General features: G+C 64.5%; 17 protein-coding genes and 2 tRNA genes. 15 read left to right on the forward strand and 4 right to left on the reverse strand.

Annotated features, from left to right (window positions below):
- Positions 1-56 precede the first annotated feature (56 nt).
- The 3 genes from DMX10_RS08915 (at position 57) to DMX10_RS33155 (ending at position 915) form a co-directional block, all read left to right on the forward strand.
- Positions 57-132: transfer RNA gene (locus tag DMX10_RS08915), tRNA-Phe, on the forward strand.
- Between the two features lie 149 nt (positions 133-281).
- A complete protein-coding gene (locus tag DMX10_RS08920) occupies positions 282-731 on the forward strand; it encodes a lysozyme inhibitor LprI family protein (RefSeq protein WP_111260749.1) in 450 nt (149 codons plus the stop codon).
- Positions 732-786: 55 nt separating this feature from the next.
- Positions 787-915, forward strand: a complete 129-nt coding sequence (locus DMX10_RS33155; RefSeq protein ID WP_256604778.1) for a hypothetical protein — start codon at positions 787-789, stop codon at positions 913-915.
- A gap of 6 nt (positions 916-921) precedes the next feature.
- Here DMX10_RS33155 and DMX10_RS08925 read toward each other — a convergent pair whose 3' ends face one another.
- Genes DMX10_RS08925 through DMX10_RS08940 form a run of 4 tightly spaced genes read right to left on the reverse strand, consistent with a single transcriptional unit; the run spans position 922 to position 6,997 of the window.
- On the reverse strand, positions 922-2,106 hold the full coding sequence (locus tag DMX10_RS08925) for a hybrid sensor histidine kinase/response regulator (protein WP_111260750.1): 1,185 nt from the start codon (positions 2,104-2,106) through the stop codon (positions 922-924).
- Entirely contained in the window at positions 2,096-2,680 is a 585-nt protein-coding gene (locus tag DMX10_RS08930; RefSeq protein ID WP_111260751.1) for a chemotaxis protein CheB, read from the reverse strand. Before DMX10_RS08930 ends, DMX10_RS08925 begins: the two co-directional genes overlap by 11 nt.
- Complete coding sequence (locus tag DMX10_RS08935; RefSeq protein ID WP_111260752.1) at positions 2,677-3,495, reverse strand: protein-glutamate O-methyltransferase CheR; 819 nt, start codon at positions 3,493-3,495, stop codon at positions 2,677-2,679. The genes DMX10_RS08930 and DMX10_RS08935 overlap by 4 nt, the downstream gene beginning before the upstream one ends.
- A gap of 1 nt (position 3,496) precedes the next feature.
- The gene (locus tag DMX10_RS08940; protein WP_111260753.1) at positions 3,497-6,997 is read right to left on the reverse strand and encodes a response regulator; all 3,501 of its coding nucleotides are present in this window, start codon (positions 6,995-6,997) and stop codon (positions 3,497-3,499) included.
- A gap of 355 nt (positions 6,998-7,352) precedes the next feature.
- On the opposite strand from DMX10_RS08940, the gene DMX10_RS08945 reads away from it, so the two are divergent.
- The 12 genes from DMX10_RS08945 (at position 7,353) to DMX10_RS09000 (ending at position 20,257) form a co-directional block, all read left to right on the forward strand.
- On the forward strand, positions 7,353-9,821 hold the full coding sequence (locus tag DMX10_RS08945; protein ID WP_158545587.1) for an ATP-binding protein: 2,469 nt from the start codon (positions 7,353-7,355) through the stop codon (positions 9,819-9,821).
- Positions 9,822-10,086: 265 nt separating this feature from the next.
- Positions 10,087-10,860 (forward strand): ABC transporter ATP-binding protein, encoded by a 774-nt coding sequence (locus DMX10_RS08950; RefSeq protein WP_111260755.1) that lies wholly within the window; start codon positions 10,087-10,089, stop codon positions 10,858-10,860.
- A gap of 17 nt (positions 10,861-10,877) precedes the next feature.
- Positions 10,878-11,630 (forward strand): ABC transporter substrate-binding protein, encoded by a 753-nt coding sequence (locus tag DMX10_RS08955; RefSeq protein WP_021218649.1) that lies wholly within the window; start codon positions 10,878-10,880, stop codon positions 11,628-11,630.
- A gap of 56 nt (positions 11,631-11,686) precedes the next feature.
- Entirely contained in the window at positions 11,687-12,382 is a 696-nt protein-coding gene (locus DMX10_RS08960; RefSeq protein WP_111260756.1) for an ABC transporter permease, read from the forward strand.
- Positions 12,379-13,068 (forward strand): ABC transporter permease, encoded by a 690-nt coding sequence (locus DMX10_RS08965; protein ID WP_111260757.1) that lies wholly within the window; start codon positions 12,379-12,381, stop codon positions 13,066-13,068. The genes DMX10_RS08960 and DMX10_RS08965 overlap by 4 nt, the downstream gene beginning before the upstream one ends.
- A 69-nt stretch (positions 13,069-13,137) precedes the next feature.
- Entirely contained in the window at positions 13,138-14,397 is a 1,260-nt protein-coding gene (locus tag DMX10_RS08970) for a methyltransferase (protein WP_111260758.1), read from the forward strand.
- Between the two features lie 235 nt (positions 14,398-14,632).
- A tRNA-Thr gene (locus DMX10_RS08975) sits at positions 14,633-14,708 on the forward strand.
- A gap of 204 nt (positions 14,709-14,912) precedes the next feature.
- Positions 14,913-15,917 (forward strand): glycosyltransferase family 2 protein, encoded by a 1,005-nt coding sequence (locus DMX10_RS08980; RefSeq protein WP_111260759.1) that lies wholly within the window; start codon positions 14,913-14,915, stop codon positions 15,915-15,917.
- Positions 15,918-15,926: 9 nt separating this feature from the next.
- The gene (locus DMX10_RS08985) at positions 15,927-17,282 is read left to right on the forward strand and encodes an ABC transporter permease (protein WP_111260760.1); all 1,356 of its coding nucleotides are present in this window, start codon (positions 15,927-15,929) and stop codon (positions 17,280-17,282) included.
- Positions 17,279-17,986, forward strand: coding sequence for an ABC transporter ATP-binding protein (locus DMX10_RS08990; protein WP_111260761.1), 708 nt, complete (start codon positions 17,279-17,281; stop codon positions 17,984-17,986). The genes DMX10_RS08985 and DMX10_RS08990 overlap by 4 nt, the downstream gene beginning before the upstream one ends.
- 40 nt (positions 17,987-18,026) lie before the next feature.
- Positions 18,027-19,295: a rhamnan synthesis F family protein gene (locus DMX10_RS08995; protein WP_111260762.1), complete on the forward strand. Its 1,269-nt coding sequence runs from the start codon at positions 18,027-18,029 to the stop codon at positions 19,293-19,295.
- 125 nt (positions 19,296-19,420) lie between these two features.
- Positions 19,421-20,257 carry a hypothetical protein gene (locus DMX10_RS09000; RefSeq protein WP_158545588.1) on the forward strand — a complete coding sequence of 279 codons (837 nt, stop codon included), beginning with the start codon at positions 19,421-19,423 and terminating at the stop codon, positions 20,255-20,257.
- The last annotated feature ends 29 nt before the right edge of the window (positions 20,258-20,286 follow it).

The raw sequence follows: 20,286 nt of genomic DNA on the forward strand, positions 1-20,286 counted from the left end.
TTTTTTCGAAACACGCTTGACGACCCCCGATGAAATCCGTTTAATAGCGCCCCGTTGCCCAGGTAGCTCAGTTGGTAGAGCAGGGGATTGAAAATCCCCGTGTCGGCGGTTCGATTCCGTCCCTGGGCACCACCTTCAAGCTTTCAGGTGGTGCCGGCATCAGCTGAAAGCAAACGAAAAACCCGCCTAGTGCGGGTTTTTTGTTGCCTGCGATTCGGTGTCCGGAACTCGCCCATACCTCGACACTCTGAGGCCTGTACTAACCGTAGTCAGGCCATCTCATGCGCGCCCCCCTCCTCCTGCTCCTTGGCCTCACCCCCCTGTTCGCCTGGGCCGCTACGCCCTCGCCGTGCATGGAGCGCGGCTCGGCAGCGGAGACCAACGATTGTGCATACGAACTCCGCCAAAGGGTCGACGACCGTCTCCAGGCCCGGCATGACCAGTTGCTGGCCAGGGAGGGCACGCAACAGAGGGCGCTTCATCGGAAGCAGTTCAAGGCCTGGCTGGAGACACGCGCGCAACGCTGCGAGATCCGGACCCGGAATGTCCGCGACACGCCCCTGGGGGAGGCGCATTTCCAAGACTGCCTGCGCGACGCCAGCGAACAGCGCCTGCGCAGGATCAATGAAGACGCCGCCGCATCCTGCACCCTGCGCCATGCCACTCGTCCTCTCGGCGAGGCCCGGTGCGGCCATGGACGGCCGGATGCAGCGCCTGCCTTTGATTTCTAGTTGAACGCCCGAGGAGCCCTCCAGCTCGAAACAGCATGACCCCAGGAGGTGCCCCATGACCGGAAAAGACGACCTGCCCGTGGACAAGGACCCGCAGAAACCCGGACGCGACCCCGAACCCGTCGACCCGGACCGCGACGATGGCGAGCAGCCGCGGGACCCGGACGAGTCGCAGGTGGAGTGAAGGGCCTCAGCCCAGGGGCAGCACCAGGCTGAAGGTGGCGCCCTCGCCCTTCTCGCTGGTGACGTCGATGCGACCGCCGTGGGCCGCCACGATCTGCTCGGAGATGTACAGGCCGAGCCCGAGGCCGGCGATCTTCTCCGAGCCGTTGACCCGCTCGAACTGCTGGAAGATACGGCGCTGGTCGGCCGGCGAGATGCCCACACCCCGGTCGATCACGTCCACCCAGGCCTCGCCCGCGTCCGCCCGCACCCGCACCCGTACCGGCTTGCCCGGCCCGTAGCGCAGGGCGTTGCTCAGCAGGTTGCTGATCACCTGCTCGATGCGGAAGGCATCCCAGACGCCATGCAGCTCGCCCTCCACTTCCAGGGCGAGCTCGCAGCCGGCGCTCTGCATCTGCTGCTCGAAGTTCTCGGTGACGTTGCGAACCAGCCGCCCCAGTTCGGTGCGTTCGGGACGGATGGAGAGTTTGCCGGTACGGATGCGCGAGACGTCGAGCATGTCCTCGATCAGGCGGATCAGGCTCCGGATCTGGCGCTCGTCGCGATCGAACATGGCCTTGAGCTTGTCCTCGGTGAAGATCGCCGAGTTGCCCTTGGCCAGGTACATCTGGCGCAGCTGGGTGTCGAGGATCAGGCCGTTGAGCGGCGTGCGCAGCTCGTGGGAAACGATGGACATGAAGTCGTCGCGCATCTGCACCGCGCGCTGCAGCTCGGCCTGGGTGGCACGCAGCTCGGCCAGCAGGGCGTCCTGCTCGCGGCGGCCCTGCTCCAGGGCCTCCAGCTGGCAGGCCATGAGCTTGCGCTGGCGGTGCAGCTCGACGAACACCGCCACCTTGCTGCGCACCGCGTGGTTGTCCAGCGGCTTGTAGAGGAAATCCACCGCGCCGCTCTCGTAGCCCTTGAAGGCGTAGTTGAGCTCGCGCCCGGCGGCGCTGACGAAGACGATGGGGATGTGCTTGGTCTTTTCCGTCCCGCGCATCAGCTCGGCCAGCTCGAAGCCGTTCATGCCCGGCATCTGCACGTCGAGGATGGCCAGGGCGAATTCGTGCTCCAGCAGCAGCGCCAGCGCCTCGTCGGCGGAGCCCGCCTTGTACACCTCGCGCCCCTCGCCCTTGATCAACGCCTCCAGCGCCAGAAGGTTTTCCGGCAGATCGTCGACGATCAGCAGCTTGCTCGTTTGGCTAGTCGGCATGGGAGGGGTCCAGTTGGGCCAGGAGTGCGCGAATGCCGCGCAACGGAAGAATGTAGTCGGGCACGTGGGTCGCCAGGGCGGATTCGGGCATGGTCGGCACCTGCGCCTCGGCCGGGTCCTGGACGATGCTCAGGCCGCCGGCGCGCTTGATCGCGGCGAGCCCGGCGGCACCGTCCTGGTTGGCACCGGTGAGCAGCACGCCCACCAGGCGCTCCCGGTAGCTGTCCGCAGCCGACTCGAACAGCACGTCGATCGAGGGCCGCGAATAATGCAGCGGCTCCTCGCGGCTCAGGGAAAAGCTGTGGTCACTCTCGATCGACAGGTGATAGCCGGGGGGTGCGAAGTACAGCGTACCGGGGCTCAGGTCCTCCTTGTCCTGGGCCTCCTTGACGCGCAGTGCCAGGCGCCGGCCGAACAGGTCGGCCAACAGGCTGTCACGGGATTCCGGCAGGTGCAGCACGCAGACCAGGGGCAGGCCGTAGCCGGCGGGCAGCCCGCTGAACACCGTCAGCAACGCCTCCACGCCACCGGCGGAGGCCCCGACCACCACTGCGTCACGCCTCTGCGCGTTCATAGTTTGCGGAACACCCTTTCCTGGCGGTTGAGCGCTTCGAAGCGGCTGGAGTAGGCGGAGAAATCCAGGCTCTCCTTGCTACCCAGGCCGAGGAAGCCCCGGTGGCAGAGCGATTCGTGGAACAGGCCCAGGGCCCGGTCCTGCAGCTGCTTGTTGAAATAGATCAGCACGTTGCGGCAGGAGATCAGCTGGGTCTCGGAGAACACCGCATCGGTCGCCAGGCTGTGGTCGGCGAAGGTGACGTTCTCCCGCAGCGACTTGTCGAACAGCGCGCCGTCGTATGCCGCAGTGTAGTAATCCGACAGCGACCCGCGCCCACCCGCCTTGCGATAGTTCTCGCTGTACTGGCGCATGTCGTCGAGGGAATAGATGCCGCGACGGGCCTTCTCCAGGGACTGCGGGTTGATGTCGGTGGCGTAGATCAGGGTGCGCTCCAGCAGCCCCTCCTCGTGCAGGAGGATGGCCAGGGAATGCACCTCCTCGCCGGTGCTGCAGCCGGCGATCCACACCTTGATGGAGGGGTAGGTGCGCAGGATGGGCACCACTTCCTGGCGCAGCGCGAGGAAGTAGGAGGGGTCGCGGAACATCTCGCTGACCGGGATCGTCAGGTACTGCAGCAGCTCGTGGAATGCCTGGGCGTCGTGGATGATGCGTTCCTGCAGCGCCGAGATGGTGGCGCAGTCGAACTGGCGCAGGGCGTAGAGCACGCGACGCTTGAGGGACGCGCCCGAATAGTCGCGGAAGTCGTAGCTGTACTTCAGGTAGATCGCCTCGATCAGCAGGCGCAGCTCGATTTCCTGGGTGCGTTCGGACATCTCAGATGCGCTCCAGCTTCGGCAGCCAGACGCGGATCAGCGAGAACAGCCGATCCAGGTCGATGGGCTTGGCCAGGTAGTCGTTGGCGCCGGCCTTCATGCACAGGTCCTGGTCGTCCTTCATCGCCTTGGCGGTGACGGCGATGATCGGCAGCTTGGCCCAGCGTGCGTCCTGGCGGATCAGGCGCGTGGCCTCGTAGCCGTCCATCTCCGGCATCATCACGTCCATCAGCACCAGGTCGATGTCGGCCACCTCGTTGAGCTTGTCGATGGCCTCGCGACCGTTGCGGGCGATCTCCACGCGCGCGCCCTTCTGCTCCAGGGCACTGGTGAGGGCGAAGATGTTGCGTACGTCGTCGTCCACCAGGAGGATGCGTCGCTCCTCGAACACCTTGTCGCGGCTGCGTGCGGTCTTGAGCATCTTCTGCCGCTCGCTGGAGAGCTCCGACTCGACCTTGTGCAGGAACAGCGTGACCTCGTCCAGCAGCCGCTCGGGCGAGCGCGCGCCCTTGATGATGATAGAGCGCGAGTACTTCATCAGCTCGGCTTCTTCGTCGCGGGTGAGGTTGCGCCCGGTGTAGACGATGACCGGCGGGAAGGAGCAGATGTCCTCGCTGCCCATGCGCTTGAGCAGGTCGTTGCCCTGCATGTCCGGCAGCTTGAGGTCGATGATCATGCAGTCGAACAGCGTGTTGCGCAGCAGCTCGAGGGCCTGCTCGCCGAACTCGACGGCGGTGATCTCGATATCCTCGTCGCCGATCAGGCGGGCGATGCTGTCGCGCTGCAGGGCGTCGTCCTCCACCAGCAGCACGCGCTTGACCTTCTGCGTGAGCTTGGCTTCCAGCTTGCCGAACACATCCTTGAGCTGCTCACGGGTGGTGGGCTTCACCGCGTAGCCGATGGCGCCCAGGTGCAGGGCCGCCTCGCTGAGGTCCTCCACCGAAATGACGTGCACGGGAATGTGGCGGGTGCGCGGGTTGCCTTTCAGGCGCTGCAGCACCGAGAGCCCGGACTCGTCCGGCAGGCGCATGTCGAGGAGGATGGCGTCCGGCGAATGACCGTCGGCCAACTGGTAGCCCTCGTCGGCGCCGTGGGCCACCAGGCAGCGGTAGCCCAGCTCATGGGCCAGGTCGTAGAGGATCTGCGCGAACTTGGGCTCGTCCTCGATCACCAGCACGCAGCGCCCGCCCAGCTCGGCCAGGCCGCGATCATCGGGGAAGCTGGGGATGGGTTCGGCGCGGGGCGCCTCCGGGGCCGGCGGCGGGGCGAGGCGCGGAGCCTGGCGTTCCACCGGCGGGCGCTCGACCAGCGCCAGGGGGCCGGCCTCGGCCTCGCCAAGGGGCTGGTAGGTTTCCGGCAGCAGCAGGGTGAACAGGCTGCCCTTGCCCGGCTCGCTGGACACCAGGATGGAGCCACCGAGCAGTTCGGCAAGATCACGGGAAATGGACAGCCCCAGGCCGGTGCCGCCGAAGCGCCGGTTGGTGGTGCCGTCGGCCTGGTGGAAGGCCTCGAAGATCGGCCCGAGCTGGTCACTGCGGATACCGATGCCGCTGTCGCTGACGGCGAAGGCGATACCGCCCTGGGCGCGGCTGACACGCAGGCCGACGGCGCCCTGGTCGGTGAACTTGAAGGCGTTGGAGAGCAGGTTCTTGAGGATCTGCTCGACGCGCTGGCGGTCGGTGTAGAGCACGGTCGGCGCGTCGGCGTCGATCTCCAGGTGGAAGGCCAGGCGTTTCTCGTCGGCCAGCGGCTGGAACACCCCCTTCAGCCCCTCGACCAGGCGCTGGACGTTGGAGTTCTCGGCACGCACGTCGAGCTTGCCGGCTTCGACCTTGGAGATGTCGAGGATGTCGTTGATCAGGTTCAGCAGGTCGTTGCCGGCGGAGTAGATGGACTCGGCGAACTTGATCTGCTCCTCGTTGAGGTTGCCCGCCTGGTTGTCCGCCAGCAGCCTGGCCAGGATCAGCGAGCTGTTGAGCGGCGTGCGCAGCTCGTGGGACATGTTGGCGAGGAATTCGGACTTGTAGCGGCTGGCGCGCTGCAGCTCCTCGGCGCGGGCCTCCAGCTCCAGGCGTGCCTGGTTGAGCGCGTTGTTCTTCTCGTCCAGGTCGTCGCGCTGGGCGGCCATTTCCTGGGCCTGCTCGCCGAGGCGCTCGTTGGTCTGCTCCAGTTCGGCCTGCTGGGTCTCCAGGTGGGCCTGGGACTCGCGCAGCACGCGGGACTGTTCCTCCAGCTCCTCGTTGGCGGTCTTGAGCTCCTCCTGCTGCACCTGCAGCTCTTCGTTGAGCTGCTGGGTCTCCTCCAGCACCGCCTGCAGGCGCTGGCGGTAGCGGGACGCCTCGAGGGCGGTGCCGAGGTTGCTGGCGATCATTTCCAGCAGCGCGGAGTCGCGGGGCTCCAGGCGCCTGAGGAAGCCCAGCTCGATGACGCCATTGACCTCGCCATCGCTGAAGGTCGGCACCAGCAGCACGGACTGCGGCTCGACGTCACCCAGCCCGGAATTGACCTTGATGTAGCCCGCCGGCAGGGCATCGAGCACGCGCGCGCGCTTCTCGATGGCCACCTGGCCCACCAGGGTCTCGGCGCTGCCGAAGTTCTGCTCGCGTGCTTCCTGCTCGCGGGAGAAGCCATAGGAGGCAACGCGCTGCAGGCCGCCATGCTCGTCGCGCCCATAGAGCGCGCCCACGGCCATGTCGAGGTAGCCGGCCAGGAACTCCAGCATGTTGCGCCCCAGCACCGGCGGGGTCTGCTGGCCGATGATGCGTTCGGAGAGCCGCGCCTGGCCGTCACGCAGCCAGGCCTGGCGCTGCAGGTGCTCGCTGTGGGCCCGCTGCTGCTCCAGGGAGGCGCTGTAGGTCGAAGACAGCGAGAGCAGTTCGCGGCGCCCGAAATAGGCCAGCAGGCCACTCAAGCTGAGGCTGAAGAGCAGGTAGAGGACGATGGTGAGGATCGCCGTATCGCTGGCCTTCTCGTTGCGCTCGTGGCGCAGCTGGCGCTCCAGGTTGATGAAGATGCGGTACTGCTCGCGGATGCCATCGACCAGTTGCTTGCCGCGCCCCTCGCTGACGGTGTCCACCACGTCCAGGCCGTTGCGCTTGCGCTCGATCATTTCCTTGGCGAAGCGGTCCCACTCCTCCTGCAGCGCTTCGATGGTGCGCACGCGCTCCACCTGGGGCGGGTTGTCCTTGACCATCTCGCGCAGGCCGGTCATGGCCGCCTTGATGCGCGGGCGCGCCTGCTCGTAGGGCTGCAGGAAGGTGGCATTGCCGGAGATCAGGTAGCCGCGCAGGCCCGACTCTTGGTCCACGGACAGGCGCAGGCCGTCGTTGGCGTTGCTGATGACGATATCGGTGTGTTCGACCCAGCTCAGCACATAGAGCAGGTAGGAAATCAGCGCGACGAAGAGCATGGCCCCGAGCACGCCGACACCCAGCGGAAGGGCGACGTTGCGGGCGAGAATGCGCCGGAAACTCTTCTCGTCGGTGGAATTTTCGTGAGTCATCTGGGGTTCCCTGGCCTGGTGCCTAAAATCACCGATCTATTGGGGATATCGAAGGGTTTCGCATGGTAATGCGCTCGTTCCCTTTAACCAATCACCCTCGTCACATGGCCAATCGACACCAAGTGCCAGGGTTCCGCTTGGAACACGGGGAGCGGGAAAAAGGTTCATCAAGAAAAAGGGAATTTTTTCCGGCCGCCAATTTCAAAGTTATCCCGTTCCGGATTGCGCGCATGCGCCTCGAATGAATGCCATGGAAGCCAGCCATCACGGCCCCCTCCAACCCATGCAGGCGACGCCGCCGGACCCTTGTGCCGGGCCTGCGGCAGCGGGCGACTTCCTCACCAGCAGCGGGGCCATGGCTCCGCTGATACGCGCCCACGACTGGAGCGCCACGCCGCTGGGCCCCCTGGAGGGCTGGTCGGCGCCCCTGAAGTCGATCCTCGGCGTCGGCCTCAATGCGCGCTTTCCTGTCTGCATCTATTGGGGCCGGGACTACCACCTGCTCTACAACGATGCCTACAGCGCGATTCCCGGCGACAAGCATCCCGCCGCCCTGGGCCGGCCGGCGCGGGAAGCCTGGTCGGACATCTGGGACACGCTCGAGCCGATGTTCGACGGCATCATGCAGACCGGCATCGCCGTGCACACCGAGGACGGACTGTTGCCGATGCAGCGCTTCGGCTATGTCGAGGAGTGCTACTTCAACTACAACGTCAGCCCGATCTTCGGCCCCGACGGCCGCCCGGTGGGGCTGTTCAACACGGTGATCGAAACCACCGCGCAGGTGCTGGAGAAACGTCGCGCGCGCCTGCTCAGCGACCTGCGCAACAGTACCCGCAACGCCACCAGCCCCGACGAAACCTGCCAGATCGCCCAGACGATGCTGGCCATGGCCGGCGCCGACCTGCCCTTCTGCCTGCTCTACCGCCTCGACGGAGACGGTCGCAGCGCCCGGCTTGCCATGCGCTGCGGGCTCGAAGCGGACAGCCCCCTGGCCCCGGCGACAATCGACCCGGGCGATGCCGACGGGCCCTGGGCACTGTCGATCGGCATGCCTGCGCAGGACTGCACGCTCGCCACGGCACTGCCGCTCGCCCCCTGGCCGGAGGCGGTGACCCGTGCCCGCATCCTGCCGTTGCCGGAGCAGCAGGATGAAGCCAGGACGCTGGGCTTCCTGGTCTGCGGCATCAGCCCCCGTCGGCAGCTGGATGAGCGCTACAGCGCCTTCCTCGACGAACTCGCCGGCAGCCTGGCGAACGACCTGCAACGCAGCGCCCGCCACGCCGAGGAGGCCCAGCGCCTGCACTTGCGCACCCTGGAACGCGACCGCATCTGGAACCTGAGCCAGGACCTGCTCTGCGTCGCCGACCAGCAGGGGCGCCTGCTCAGCATCAACCCGGCCTGGACCGCCACCCTGGGCTGGAGCGAGGAGGAACTGCTGGGCCGCACGACACATTGGCTGGAGCACCCGGACGATATCCCCAGCACCGACAAGACCCGTCAGGCGCTGGCCGAAGGGCAGCGCATCTGGCGCTTCGAGAACCGCCTGCGTCACCGCGACGGCAGCTACCGCTGGCTGTCCTGGAGTGCCACCCCGGAAAACGACATCCAGTACGGCAACGGCCACGACATCACCGAGGAAAAACGCACCGCCGAGGTGCTCCAGCGCACCGAAGAAGCGCTGCGCAACGCCCAGCGCATGGAGGCGGTCGGGCAACTCACCGGCGGCATCGCCCACGACTTCAACAACCTGCTGGCGGGCATCCGAGTCGGCCTCGATCTGATCCGCCGGCGCCTGCCCGACGACACGCGCCGTGATCTGGAACGCTTCATCGACGCGGCCACCGATTCGGCGGAGCGCGGCGCCGCGCTGACCCACAACCTGCTTTCCTTCGCCCGTCGGCAGGCCCTGGACATCCAGCCGGTACGCCTGGAAACCCTGCTCGCGGCGCATCGCCAGCGCCTGGCGGAACGGGCCGGCCCCGCGGTCGAGCTGGAGCTGCAGGTGGAGGAGCTGCCCGCCAGCGTGCTGTGCGACGCCGAGCAGCTGCGCAAGGCGCTGGAACACCTGGTGGACAACGCCCGCGAGGCGATGCCCGACGGTGGCCGGCTGCTGATCCGCGCCAGCGCCCCGGAGGCTGCCTCGGGAGATGCCGAGGACGCCGCCGCGGACCATCTGCTGCTGGAGGTCCGCGACACCGGGCGGGCCATGGACGAGCAGGTGCTGAGCCACGCCTTCGAGCCCTTCTTCACGACGAAACCACTGGGTCAGGGAAGCGGGCTGGGGCTGTCCATGGTATATGGCTTCGTCAAACAGACCGGAGGCCAGATCCGCCTGCAGAGCAGCGTCGGCCAAGGCACCTGTGTCAGTCTTCTTTTACCGCGAGGTCCCGTTTTGTCGGAACAAACACAGAACCCAATCGAGCCGCCCACGGCAGCCGCCAGCCGCGAAACCGTACTGGTGGTGGAAGACGCCGACGTGGTGCGCATGCTCACGGTCGAGGTGCTGGAGGAGCTCGGCTACCAGGTGCTGGAGGCCTGCGACGGCCAGCAGGCCCTGGCGATCCTGCGCAGCGACACCGAGATCGACCTGCTGCTCACCGACATCGGCCTGCCCGGCATGAACGGCCAGGAACTGGCGGCCGTGGCCCGAGAGCTGCGCCCGGGCCTGCGGGTGCTGTTCGCCACCGGCTACGCCGAGATCGTCAGCATCGATGGCAGCGAACTGGCCACCCAGATGGACATGATCGCCAAGCCCTTCTCCATCGACGAGTTGCGCGACAAGGTCTCCAGCCTGCTGGAAGGACGCGGCAAGGCCCGCTGATACGCCCCGCATACGAGCGGCCTGGCACTGGAATTGCCAGGGGTTTGCGCGTAGGGTGCGCCGCCTTTGCGCCGAACCCAGGCAAAAACCGTCTTTTCTTGCGTCTGCGCGACAATCGACTGCATCCATGCGACAAGCCCCACAAGCGAGCCGGCGCGGTGCCAGTACCGCCCTTGGCGCCCCTTGGGGCCTATGCTAGGTTGGCCTCCTTCGCCAGGAAGGCCGATCGCAGCCGGAGCGCATCCGAACAATAAGAGGAACCCCCATGGCCGAGGCCACGCCCGCGCTAGAAATCCGCAACCTGCACAAACGCTACGGCGATCTTGAAGTGCTCAAGGGCATCTCCCTTACCGCCCGTGATGGCGACGTCATCTCCATCCTCGGCTCTTCCGGTTCCGGAAAATCCACCTTCCTGCGTTGCATCAACCTGCTGGAAAACCCCCACAAGGGCCAGATCATCGTCGCCGGGGAAGAGCTCAAGCTCAAAGCCGCCCGCACGGGCGAACTGGTCGCCGCCGACAGCCGGCAGATCAACCGCCTGCGCAGCGAGATCGGCTTCGTATTCCAGAATTTCAACCTGTGGCCGCACATGACGGTCCTCGACAACATCATCGAGGCGCCGCGCCGCGTGCTCGGCCAGAGCAAGGCGGAAGCCACCGAGATCGCCGAGGCCCTGCTGGCCAAGGTCGGCATCGCCGACAAGCGCCACGTCTACCCCGCCCAGCTCTCCGGCGGCCAGCAACAGCGCGCGGCGATCGCGCGCACCCTGGCAATGCAGCCTAAAGTGATCCTGTTCGATGAACCCACCTCGGCGCTCGACCCCGAGATGGTACAAGAAGTGCTTAACGTGATCCGCGCGCTCGCCGAAGAGGGCCGGACCATGCTGCTGGTGACCCACGAGATGAACTTCGCCCGCCAGGTCTCCAGCGAGGTGGTCTTCCTCCACCAGGGCCTGGTCGAAGAGCAGGGGACGCCCCAGCAGGTGTTCGAGAACCCGAACTCGGCGCGCTGTAAACAATTCATGTCCAGCAATCGCTAAACACGGAGCAACATCGCATGAAGAACTACAAGAAGATCCTGCTGGCCGCTGCCGCCACCCTGGCCTTCGGGACCAGCGCCGTCGCCGCCGACAAACTCAAGATCGGCACCGAAGGCGCCTACCCGCCCTTCAACCTGATCGACGCCAGCGGCCAGGTCGGCGGCTTCGACGTCGAGATCGCCCAGGCCCTCTGCGCCAAGATGAAGGCCGAGTGCGAAGTGGTCACCTCCGACTGGGACGGCATCATCCCGGCCCTGAACGCCAAGAAATTCGACTTCCTCGCCGCCTCCATGTCGATCACCGAGGAACGCAAGCAGGCCGTCGACTTCACCGACGCCTACTACACCAACAAGCTGCAGTTCATCGCTCCCAAGGACGCTGACTTCAAGACCGACAAGGCCAGCCTGAAAGGCAAGGTCATCGGTGCCCAGCGCGCCACCATCGCCGGCACCTGGCTCGAAGACAACATGGCCGACGTCGTCGACATCAAGCTCTACGACACCCAGGAGAACGCCTACCTGGACCTGTCCTCCGGTCGCCTCGACGGCGTGCTGGCCGACAAGTTCGTCAACTGGGAATGGCTCAAGAGCGATGCCGGCAAGGGCTTCGAATTCAAGGGCGAACCGGTGTTCGACAACGACAAGATCGCCATCGCCGTGCGCAAGGGCGACCCGCTGCGCGAGAAGCTGAACGCGGCCCTGAAGGAAATCGTCGCTGACGGCACCTACAAGAAGATCAACGACAAGTACTTCCCCTTCAGCATCTATTGATGCCCGCCTGACCGGCGCCGCCCACGCGGCGCCGGTCCCCAGCAGTAGCCTTGCAGATGAACCTCGACCTCTACGGATTCGGCCCCGCCCTGGCGGCCGGCACCCTCATGACCATCAAGCTGGCGCTCTGCGCGCTGTCGCTCGGTCTGGTGCTGGGCCTGCTCGGCGCCCTGGCCAAGACTTCCCCCAAAAAGCCGCTGCAGTGGCTTGGCGGAACCTACTCCACCCTGGTACGCGGTGTGCCCGAGCTGCTCTGGGTCCTGCTGATCTACTTCGGCACCGTGAACCTCATGCGCGCCATCGGCGAGAAGATCGGCGTGCCCGGCCTGGAGCTGTCGGCCTTCGCCGCCGGCACCATCGCCCTGGGCCTGTGCTTCGGCGCCTACGCCACCGAGGTGTTCCGCGGGGCCATCCTGGCGATCCCCAAGGGGCACCGTGAGGCGGGCCTGGCGCTCGGGATGTCCAACGGGCGCGTCCTATGGCGCCTGATCCTGCCGCAGATGTGGCGCATCGCCCTGCCGGGCCTGGGCAACCTGTTCATGATCCTGATGAAGGACACCGCGCTGGTCTCGGTGATCGGCCTCGAGGAAATCATGCGCCGCTCGCAGATCGCCGTGACCGCCAGCAAGGAGCCCTTCACCTTCTACATGGTGGCGGCCTTCATCTACCTGGGCCTGACCATCCTCGCGATGATCGGCATGCACTGGCTCGAAAAACGCGCCGGACGCGGCTTCAAGAGGAGCGCGGCATGAACTGGGACGTGATCATCAAGTACCTGCCGCGCCTGTTCGACGGGGCGCTGCTGACCCTGGAGCTGGTGGCTATCGCCGTGGTCGCCGGGCTGATCCTCGCCCTGCCCATGGGCATCGCCCGCTCCTCGCGCCACTGGTACGTGCGCGCCCTGCCCTACGGCTACATCTTCTTCTTCCGTGGCACGCCGCTGCTGGTACAGCTGTTCCTCGTCTACTACGGCCTCGCCCAGTTCGACCTGGTGCGCAAGGGCCCGCTCTGGCCCTACCTGCGCGACCCGTTCTGGTGTGCGGTCATCACCATGACCCTGCACACGGCGGCCTATATCGCCGAGATCATCCGCGGCGCCATCCAGGCCATCCCGCCGGGCGAGATCGAGGCCGCGCGGGCGCTGGGCATGTCGCAGTTCAAGACCCTGGTGCACATCGTGCTGCCCCGCGCCGCGCGTATCGGCCTGCCGGCCTACAGCAACGAGGTGATCCTGATGCTCAAGGCCAGCGCCCTGGCCAGCACCGTGACCCTGCTGGAACTCACCGGCATGGCCCGCACCATCATTGCCCGCACCTACCTGCCGGTCGAAATCTTCTTCGCCGCCGGGATGTTCTACCTGGTGATCGCCTTCCTGCTGGTACGCGGCTTCCGCCTGCTGGAACGCTGGCTGCGCGTCGACGCCTGCCAGGGCCGCTGACCGCCCGCCGCCCCTCGTCACGAGGGGCGGCGCTATACTGCGCACCCGATCGCCGTCATCTCCCTCGCCATGCCAAGCCCCGCCCCCCTTCAGGGCCCCCTGCTGCTCGAACGCTTCACCGCGCTGGATGAGTTCCTCAGCCACGGCTACCCGTTGTGGCACCCGGAGCCCTTCACCGAGCTGCACCTGGGCTGGGAAGACGAACTGCCCGATCTCGCCCGCTGGCTTCGCAGCCGCAGCCTGGAACAGGCGGAAGCCAGCCACGGTCTGCTGGACCTGCCCGATGCCCCTGCGCCCTTCCCCGGGCTGGCCGGCCGCTCGCGCGAGCTGGCCGAGATCGGCGCCTTCGCCCCGGCCCCAGCGCGCACGTGGCCGCCCGCCCTCTGCCTCGACGTACCCGGGCGCAAATGGCAGCAGATCCAGGCCTTCGCCGGCAGCCTGCGATTCAGCCGGGCGCCCCGTCATTGGCTCGATTGGTGTGCCGGCAAGGGCCACCTGGGGCGCAGCCTGGCCCACCCTGATGCGGCGCTCACCTGCCTGGAATTCGACTCCCTGCTGGTGGAAGACGGCCAGCGACTCAGCGACCGGCTCGGGATCGACGCGTCGCACCGCCTGCAGGACGTGATGGCCTGCAACACCGCCGACCAGCTGCGCCCCGAACACACCGCCATCGCCCTGCATGCCTGCGGCGACCTGCACGTACGCCTGCTGCACCTGGCCAGCGACCAGGGCTGTGGACAACTGGCCGTGGCCCCTTGCTGCTACAACCGCATCGACGAGGCGCAGTACCGCCCCCTGTCCGCCGCCGCGCAGGACTCGAGCCTGCGACCGGACCGCCGCGACCTGCGCCTGGTGCAGAGCGAAACCGTCACCGCCGGCGCCCGCGTCCGTCGCCAGCGCGACCAGTCCATGGCCAGGCGCCTGGCCTTCGACCTGCTGCAGCGGGAACAGCGCGGCATCGACCACTACCTGCCCACGCCCTCGTTACCGGTGAGATGGCTGGAGAAATCCTTCGAGCGCTACTGCCGCGACCTCGCCGAATTGAAGGGCCTGGACACCCCCGCCTCACGCGATTGGGATCGACTGGAAGCCCAGGGCTGGGAACGCCTGGCCCAGGTGCGCAACCTCGAACTGCTGCGCGCCCTCTTCCGCCGCCCGCTGGAGGTCTGGCTGTTGCTCGACCGCGCCCTGTTCCTCCAGGAACGCGGCTACCGGGTGCAGGCCGGTCGCTTCTGCGAACACCGCCTCACCCCCCGCAACCTCCTGCTACTCGCGGAGCGCAGCGATTTGCCCACAGAACCTGTGGATAACTTTGTTGATGATTTATGAGCAACTGCCCGAACGCCCACCCAGGCAAGGCCTGCTGAGAATTGATCGCTTTTTGAGCAAAAAATAAATCATCGGAAAAACAGCCAGTTACGCCATTCCGCGACCCAGATCACAGATCGCGAGTACTCCCGTGCCAAAAACCTCACACTTGTGCATAAGCACACGCCTTCTGATTCTGAGCAGCACCATCAGGTGGTTTACTCAGCCCAGCCAATCGCTATAATGGCCGCCCCTTGCCGGTATAGCTCAGCTGGTAGAGCAACTGACTTGTAATCAGTAGGTCCCGGGTTCGATTCCTGGTGCCGGCACCAAGACATGAAAAAAGCCCCGCAGCGATGCGGGGCTTTTTTGTGTCCGCCAATTGGCAAACCCTTGCTCGGATTTTTCCTTCACCCGAAGGAAGGAAGTCACCAATCCCTCGGGGAATCAGCCTGGTTCATCGGCACGTCATCCTCTTTATGCTCCCTGCCCTGTGTAAATAACCACCCGGGGCCCGCTCCGGTGCAGGAGAAGGGATGCTCGCAACAATACCTCCCAAGACATATGCGGCCCGGGATACCGCAAGCCGAAACCACACGGTCCAGGGTCTGGCCTGTACCTCGCCGAGAGTGGCGATACTCCTCTGTACCTTCCAGGGCTCGCGCTTCCTGGGCGAACAGCTGGACTCCATAATCGGCATGAAGCATCGGAACTGGAAGATATTCGCCTCCGATGACGCGTCATCGGACACCACAGGCTCAATTCTGTCGAGGTATCAGCAACGTATCGGCAAGAGTCGGCTCTGCATCCTCAAAGGCCCGGAACGCGGGTTCGCAAGCAATTTCCTGTCCCTGGTGCATAACACGTCCATCGATGGCGACTACTTCGCCTGGTGTGATCAGGACGACAGATGGCACCCGGACAAGCTTTCCGTAGCGCTCCGATCCCTGAAAGCAATCCCCCCGTCCATACCCGCCCTTTACTGCGGCCGGACCTACCTGATCGCCGAAGACGGCAGTCGACTGGGTCATTCCCCTCTGTTCGAGAGACCACCGGGCTTCGCCAATGCGCTCGTGCAGAACATCGGTGGAGGCAACACCATGGTGTTCAACCGCGCAGCCCGGGACGTGCTGCGCGCAGCCGGCAAGGCACTGAATCCCATCTCCCATGACTGGTGGAGCTATCTCCTGGTGAGCGGGGCGGGTGGCGAGGTCATCTATGATTGCCATCCCACGGTCAGCTACCGACAGCACTCAGCCAATCTCGTAGGCGCCAATACCTCCATGCGTGCTCGAGCCGTCCGGATCGCCATGGTGCTGAACGGTCGCTTCCGGTGCTGGAACGAATCGAACATTCGTAACCTCGGAGAAGTCGCCCATCTTCTGACCGATGAGAACCGCCGGTTGCTGATGCAATTCCGCAAGGCTCGACGCTCGTCCGCTATCAAGGGCTATCTGATGCTTCGGGCGGCCGGGATACACAGGCAGACCCGGCTAGGCAACCTGGGGATACTCTTCGCCCTGCTCTGCCGACGCTTCTGAGGTGCTGCCATGACCCGCAATTGCAGCATCGTCGATACTCCAGCCACACCTCGGCTCCCCCCGGCCACAGCCTTCGCCGAAGGCAATCGGCTGATGTCCGAGGGCCGCTGGAAAGAGGCCTCTGCCCTCTGGAAAGTCTTTCGCACGCACTATGCCGGGCATCCCGCTCCCTGGTTGCAGGGGGCCATGAGCCATATGGCCATAGGTGAGCCAGGCAAGGCTGGAAGCCTCTTGGCGGAAGCACGTGGCATGTTCCCCGATCATCTGCGCACCTGGCTGGCCTCTGCCGAGTGGGCGATGAAGGCAGGCAGTCCGGAACAGGTCGACGCCTTCACCCAGGAGGTGATGGAGCGAGACCAGGACCGGTCAGGTGCTCTGGCCGCTATCGCCGAAATGGCAGAGCAATCGGGGCACGTTCATCGAGCCGTCGCCTGCTGGCAAGAGCAGCACCTGATGAATCCGGATGCTCCTGAGGCGCTGGAGCGCCTCTCTTCTCTGCATCGTCGCCTGGGAAATCTTTCCGAGGCCAGGCGCTATCGCCTGATGGCCGAATACGGCACCCAGCCTCCACCCTCGATAAGCACCTCGAAACAGCAACCCGGCGTTCACTTCCTGCAACTGATATGGACCCGTGCCCTGCTGAACCTGAAATCGGAATCATCCCGTACCCGACTGAACCTCGCTTGGGTGGTCGTGGAGCCCCTGCTGCACCTGCTGGTCTATTACTTCCTCTTCGGCAGCCTGCTGCATGCCGGGCGTGAAGGTTACGGCACGTTCCTCCTTACTGGATTGCTGCCCTGGATGTGGTTCGCCAAGGCGATCACTGCCAGCAGCAACAGCATCCTGGGGGGACAGACACTGTTACTGAACACAGGCATCTCTCCGGCGTTTTTCCCACTGGTTGGGATACTCCAGACCAGCCTCAAACAATTGCCTGCCTTTGCCCTGCTACTGGTTCTGCTGCTGGTTACCGGGCACTTGAAGACCGGAAGCGGCCTGCTCATGTTGCCGTTGCTGCTCGCCCTGCAACTCATGTTCACCTGCGCGGTGGGCCTGCTGGTGGCCGCCATCATTCCCTTCATCCGCGACCTGTCGAACCTCGTGGGCACGGGGCTGACGCTCCTGATGTTCCTCTCCGGAGTGGTCTACGACCCACGCAACCTGAGCGGGCGCTTCGCCGACCTAATAGCCTGCAATCCATTGCTGCACCTCATCGCGCTCTATCGCCAGGCACTGCTGGGGAACGGCAGCATGGACATGGCAGGCATTCTCTATCTGCTCATAGCCTCCACGCTGCTGCTTATCGCCACGGGGATCGTTTTCACCCGCTATCGCGACCGCTTCGCCAGACGGGGTATGGAATGAGCAAGGGTACGGTGCTTTCACTTCATCAGGTCGGCGTACGCTTCCGTCTCAAAGGCACGAAGGGTGACTTTGCCGAGCCACTTCGCTCGGTGAACCTCAGGGTTTCGGCTGGAGAGACGCTTGGCATCCTCGGACGCAACGGTTCGGGCAAGTCCACTTTGCTGAAAATACTATCGGGAGCCCTTCGCCCGGATAGGGGCTCCCTGGTTAACCATGGAGTCTCGGTTGCTCTCCTCGCCTTGCAATCAGGCTTCGACGGAAACCTGAGTGGACGCGACAACGCCCTGTTTGGCGGCATGCTGCTAGGCCATCCCCAGGCAGAGGTGAAAGCGCGCCTGGAAGAGGTCAAAACGTACTCCGAGCTGGGCCGGTACTTCGAAGAGCCCCTGCGCACCTATTCGACGGGCATGGCAGCCAGGTTGGGCTTTTCCATAAGCACCATCCTCAATCCCGACGTTCTGCTCGTGGACGAAGTCCTCAGCGTTGGTGATGCCCAATTCCGCCGCAAGGCCGAGCGCACCATGATGCAAAAGATCGCCTTGGGCCAGACGGTAGTCATGGTTTCCCATTCCCGAGTACAGGTGGAAAAGGTCTGCGATCGCTGCGTGATCCTCGAAGACGGACAGATCATCGAGGGCACCTCGGTGACCCAGGTTCTGGACCTCTACGAGTCCCTCCTTGAACGCAAGCCCCCCAAGACCTGAGCCGTTCTGCAGTACGAACCCCACGAATGATGAGACTCCCATGTTGAAAAGGATCAGAACCGAGGCGACCTACCGGGCCGCGTACTTCTATCTCTGGCTCCAGTCGTTGAAGAATGGCGTCGGCAATCTCGGCTCCAGAGAGCGGGGCATCTTCACGGCCCCTTACCAGGGCCAGAAGCTGATGCTGCTGGCCTTGTACGAGAAGGGTCGGTTGAGAGACGACGTCATCCAACTTCTTGAAGCTGCCAAGGAGTTGGGTATCTACACGCTCTGCGTCAACACCCTGAAACTGGATAGCCCCAAGGATTACCGGCATCTGATCGATTGCTACATTGAACGGCGCAACTTCGGTCGCGATTTCGGCAGCTACAAGACCGGCTTCGAGTTTCTCTATGAGTCCGCCATGGCCGACAGCTGCCCAAGGCTGCTGATGGTCAATGACAGCATCTATTTCAGCACCAAGCACTGCAAAAGCTTCCTGCAGGAAATGTTCGAGTCGAGTTGCGATGTCCTGGGTGCGACCGAGAACCATGAGATCGAGCACCACCTCGGCTCGTTCTGCATCGCCATGAGCGGCGAAGTGCTGAGAAGCAAAGGCATACGAGGGTTCTGGAAGCGATACCGCTGCAGCGACGTACGACCTCTCGTGATCAAGCGTGGCGAAATGGCCCTGTCACGCCACCTGCGCAAGGCCGCTCGCTCAGCGGAGCATTTTCGGGCCCTGTACGACACGACGCGAGCCGCCCATGCGCTGCGGGACGACGATGGATTGCTCGAGAAGATGGTCGAGCTGACCCGCAACTCCAAACTGGTGTCCTGGAGGACCTTCTCCCTTGGGGATGCCGCAGTACGGATCACATCCAGGTATCTGTACAACACCACCCAACTCCTGAGCACCACCCCCGCCACCACCCGACTGACGGACATGAAGAGCGTCGACGTATTCTTCTCAGGCACCGTGACGCAGTTCGTGGAGGCACTCTGCAATTCACTCAGCAATGAAAGCGAGGATAGGGCACGCATCCAGCAGGAGGTGAGGGCCGAACTCCTTGCAGGCTTCCTCGATTGCTTCTCGGTGGGCTCGCAAATTCACCAGAACAATGCCTTCCTCCATGCGATGGGCCTTCCGCTGATCAAGATGGATGGTCTCTACCGCGGCATCTTCAACCCACGAGACATCGAGAACCTGGCCAATAGCCTCGACCCCAATCAGCGCGAGCATTTCCGGCGCACCATGTATGGCCGGCCGTTCGGCGGACAGGCACTTTCGGGTTGGCGACGAGCAGCGTTCTACAGGGGCCTGATATGACGTTCAGGTGCTCGGTCGACATCAATCTGAGGACCCCGGCGCTTTCTGGCTGGGCGTCCTGTGCGCAGCCGGTCAGGGCTGAACTCCATCACCATGACCAGTTCCTCGGGGCCGTACCTTGCACCTTGAACAGGCCCGACGTACTCGCGGCACGCCTGCACGAAACGGGGCACTGCGGGTTCGCATTCCACGCCGCCGAATACGGCATAGCCCCCGGGAACATCTACAAGGTGGTACTCAGAACCACCGATGGCCAGCGAGAGTTCCTCCGGCTCTACGGCGACCACACAGCACTGCTGAACACCTTCATCCACTTCGAACTGCTACCCAGGGACGACCCGCAGTATCTGCGCGCCAGCACCGAGCAGATCCTTGCCAAGGGCTCTGATCTGGAGGCCTACAAGAGCTTGATGATCCGGTTGCGCAGGGGCAAGCGCGGCCAGGGCTGGCGAGGGCGCTTCAGCGGCATCGACTATGAGGCGAAGGATAGCGACCTGGCTGCCTTCACGGCATTCACAGAGCGCTATCTAAGTGTTCTGCTGGGCTTTCTGGACGCCCGTTACCTCTGGTCGATACTGGACACACTCGCCGACTATGGCCCCCAGGAGCAGCGACTGGCCGCCCTCGCGGCATCGAACTTCCTGACGGCGGAAAAGATGCAGCAGACCAGGAGTTGCCTTTTTGTCAGCCAGAGCAGACCCGCTGCAGAGTGTGTCACTACCCATCAGTTGCTTTATTGGGGGGGCATGAAGACCTTCCAGCTGTCCACGGACGATGCACTGGATATATTCCTCACCCGGAACATCGAACTGCTGTCGGGTTTTCCGGTTGTCGCCGCGCTCTTCTTCGAGCTGCTGAAGCGAGCGGCCAGAACTTCCGATTCAGGACTCGGCTTCAACCTGGGCAATAGCCGCTACATGCAGGAAGCCTTCGATTTCTATGAGAAAAGCCGACTGATCTGAATTACCGTGCATGCGTTGGATGAACCCTG

The organism is Pseudomonas sp. 57B-090624, assembly GCF_003234055.1.
Classification (GTDB): Bacteria; Pseudomonadota; Gammaproteobacteria; order Pseudomonadales; family Pseudomonadaceae; genus Metapseudomonas; species Metapseudomonas tohonis.

Bases quoted from the DNA above. Each gene is read 5' to 3' on its own strand.
- DMX10_RS08945 (WP_158545587.1), top strand. From the start codon at position 7,353: ATGGCTCCGCTGATACGCGCCCACGACTGGAGCGCCACGCCGCTGGGC.
- DMX10_RS08935 (WP_111260752.1), bottom strand. From the start codon at position 3,495: ATGTCCGAACGCACCCAGGAAATCGAGCTGCGCCTGCTGATCGAGGCG.
- DMX10_RS08920 (WP_111260749.1), top strand. From the start codon at position 282: ATGCGCGCCCCCCTCCTCCTGCTCCTTGGCCTCACCCCCCTGTTCGCC.
- DMX10_RS08930 (WP_111260751.1), bottom strand. From the start codon at position 2,680: ATGAACGCGCAGAGGCGTGACGCAGTGGTGGTCGGGGCCTCCGCCGGT.
- DMX10_RS08950 (WP_111260755.1), top strand. From the start codon at position 10,087: ATGGCCGAGGCCACGCCCGCGCTAGAAATCCGCAACCTGCACAAACGC.
- DMX10_RS08940 (WP_111260753.1), bottom strand. From the start codon at position 6,997: ATGACTCACGAAAATTCCACCGACGAGAAGAGTTTCCGGCGCATTCTC.
- DMX10_RS08990 (WP_111260761.1), top strand. From the start codon at position 17,279: ATGAGCAAGGGTACGGTGCTTTCACTTCATCAGGTCGGCGTACGCTTC.
- DMX10_RS08965 (WP_111260757.1), top strand. From the start codon at position 12,379: ATGAACTGGGACGTGATCATCAAGTACCTGCCGCGCCTGTTCGACGGG.
- DMX10_RS08960 (WP_111260756.1), top strand. From the start codon at position 11,687: ATGAACCTCGACCTCTACGGATTCGGCCCCGCCCTGGCGGCCGGCACC.
- DMX10_RS08985 (WP_111260760.1), top strand. From the start codon at position 15,927: ATGACCCGCAATTGCAGCATCGTCGATACTCCAGCCACACCTCGGCTC.
- DMX10_RS33155 (WP_256604778.1), top strand. From the start codon at position 787: ATGACCGGAAAAGACGACCTGCCCGTGGACAAGGACCCGCAGAAACCC.
- DMX10_RS08980 (WP_111260759.1), top strand. From the start codon at position 14,913: ATGCTCGCAACAATACCTCCCAAGACATATGCGGCCCGGGATACCGCA.
- DMX10_RS08970 (WP_111260758.1), top strand. From the start codon at position 13,138: ATGCCAAGCCCCGCCCCCCTTCAGGGCCCCCTGCTGCTCGAACGCTTC.
- DMX10_RS08955 (WP_021218649.1), top strand. From the start codon at position 10,878: ATGAAGAACTACAAGAAGATCCTGCTGGCCGCTGCCGCCACCCTGGCC.
- DMX10_RS08995 (WP_111260762.1), top strand. From the start codon at position 18,027: ATGTTGAAAAGGATCAGAACCGAGGCGACCTACCGGGCCGCGTACTTC.
- DMX10_RS08925 (WP_111260750.1), bottom strand. From the start codon at position 2,106: ATGCCGACTAGCCAAACGAGCAAGCTGCTGATCGTCGACGATCTGCCG.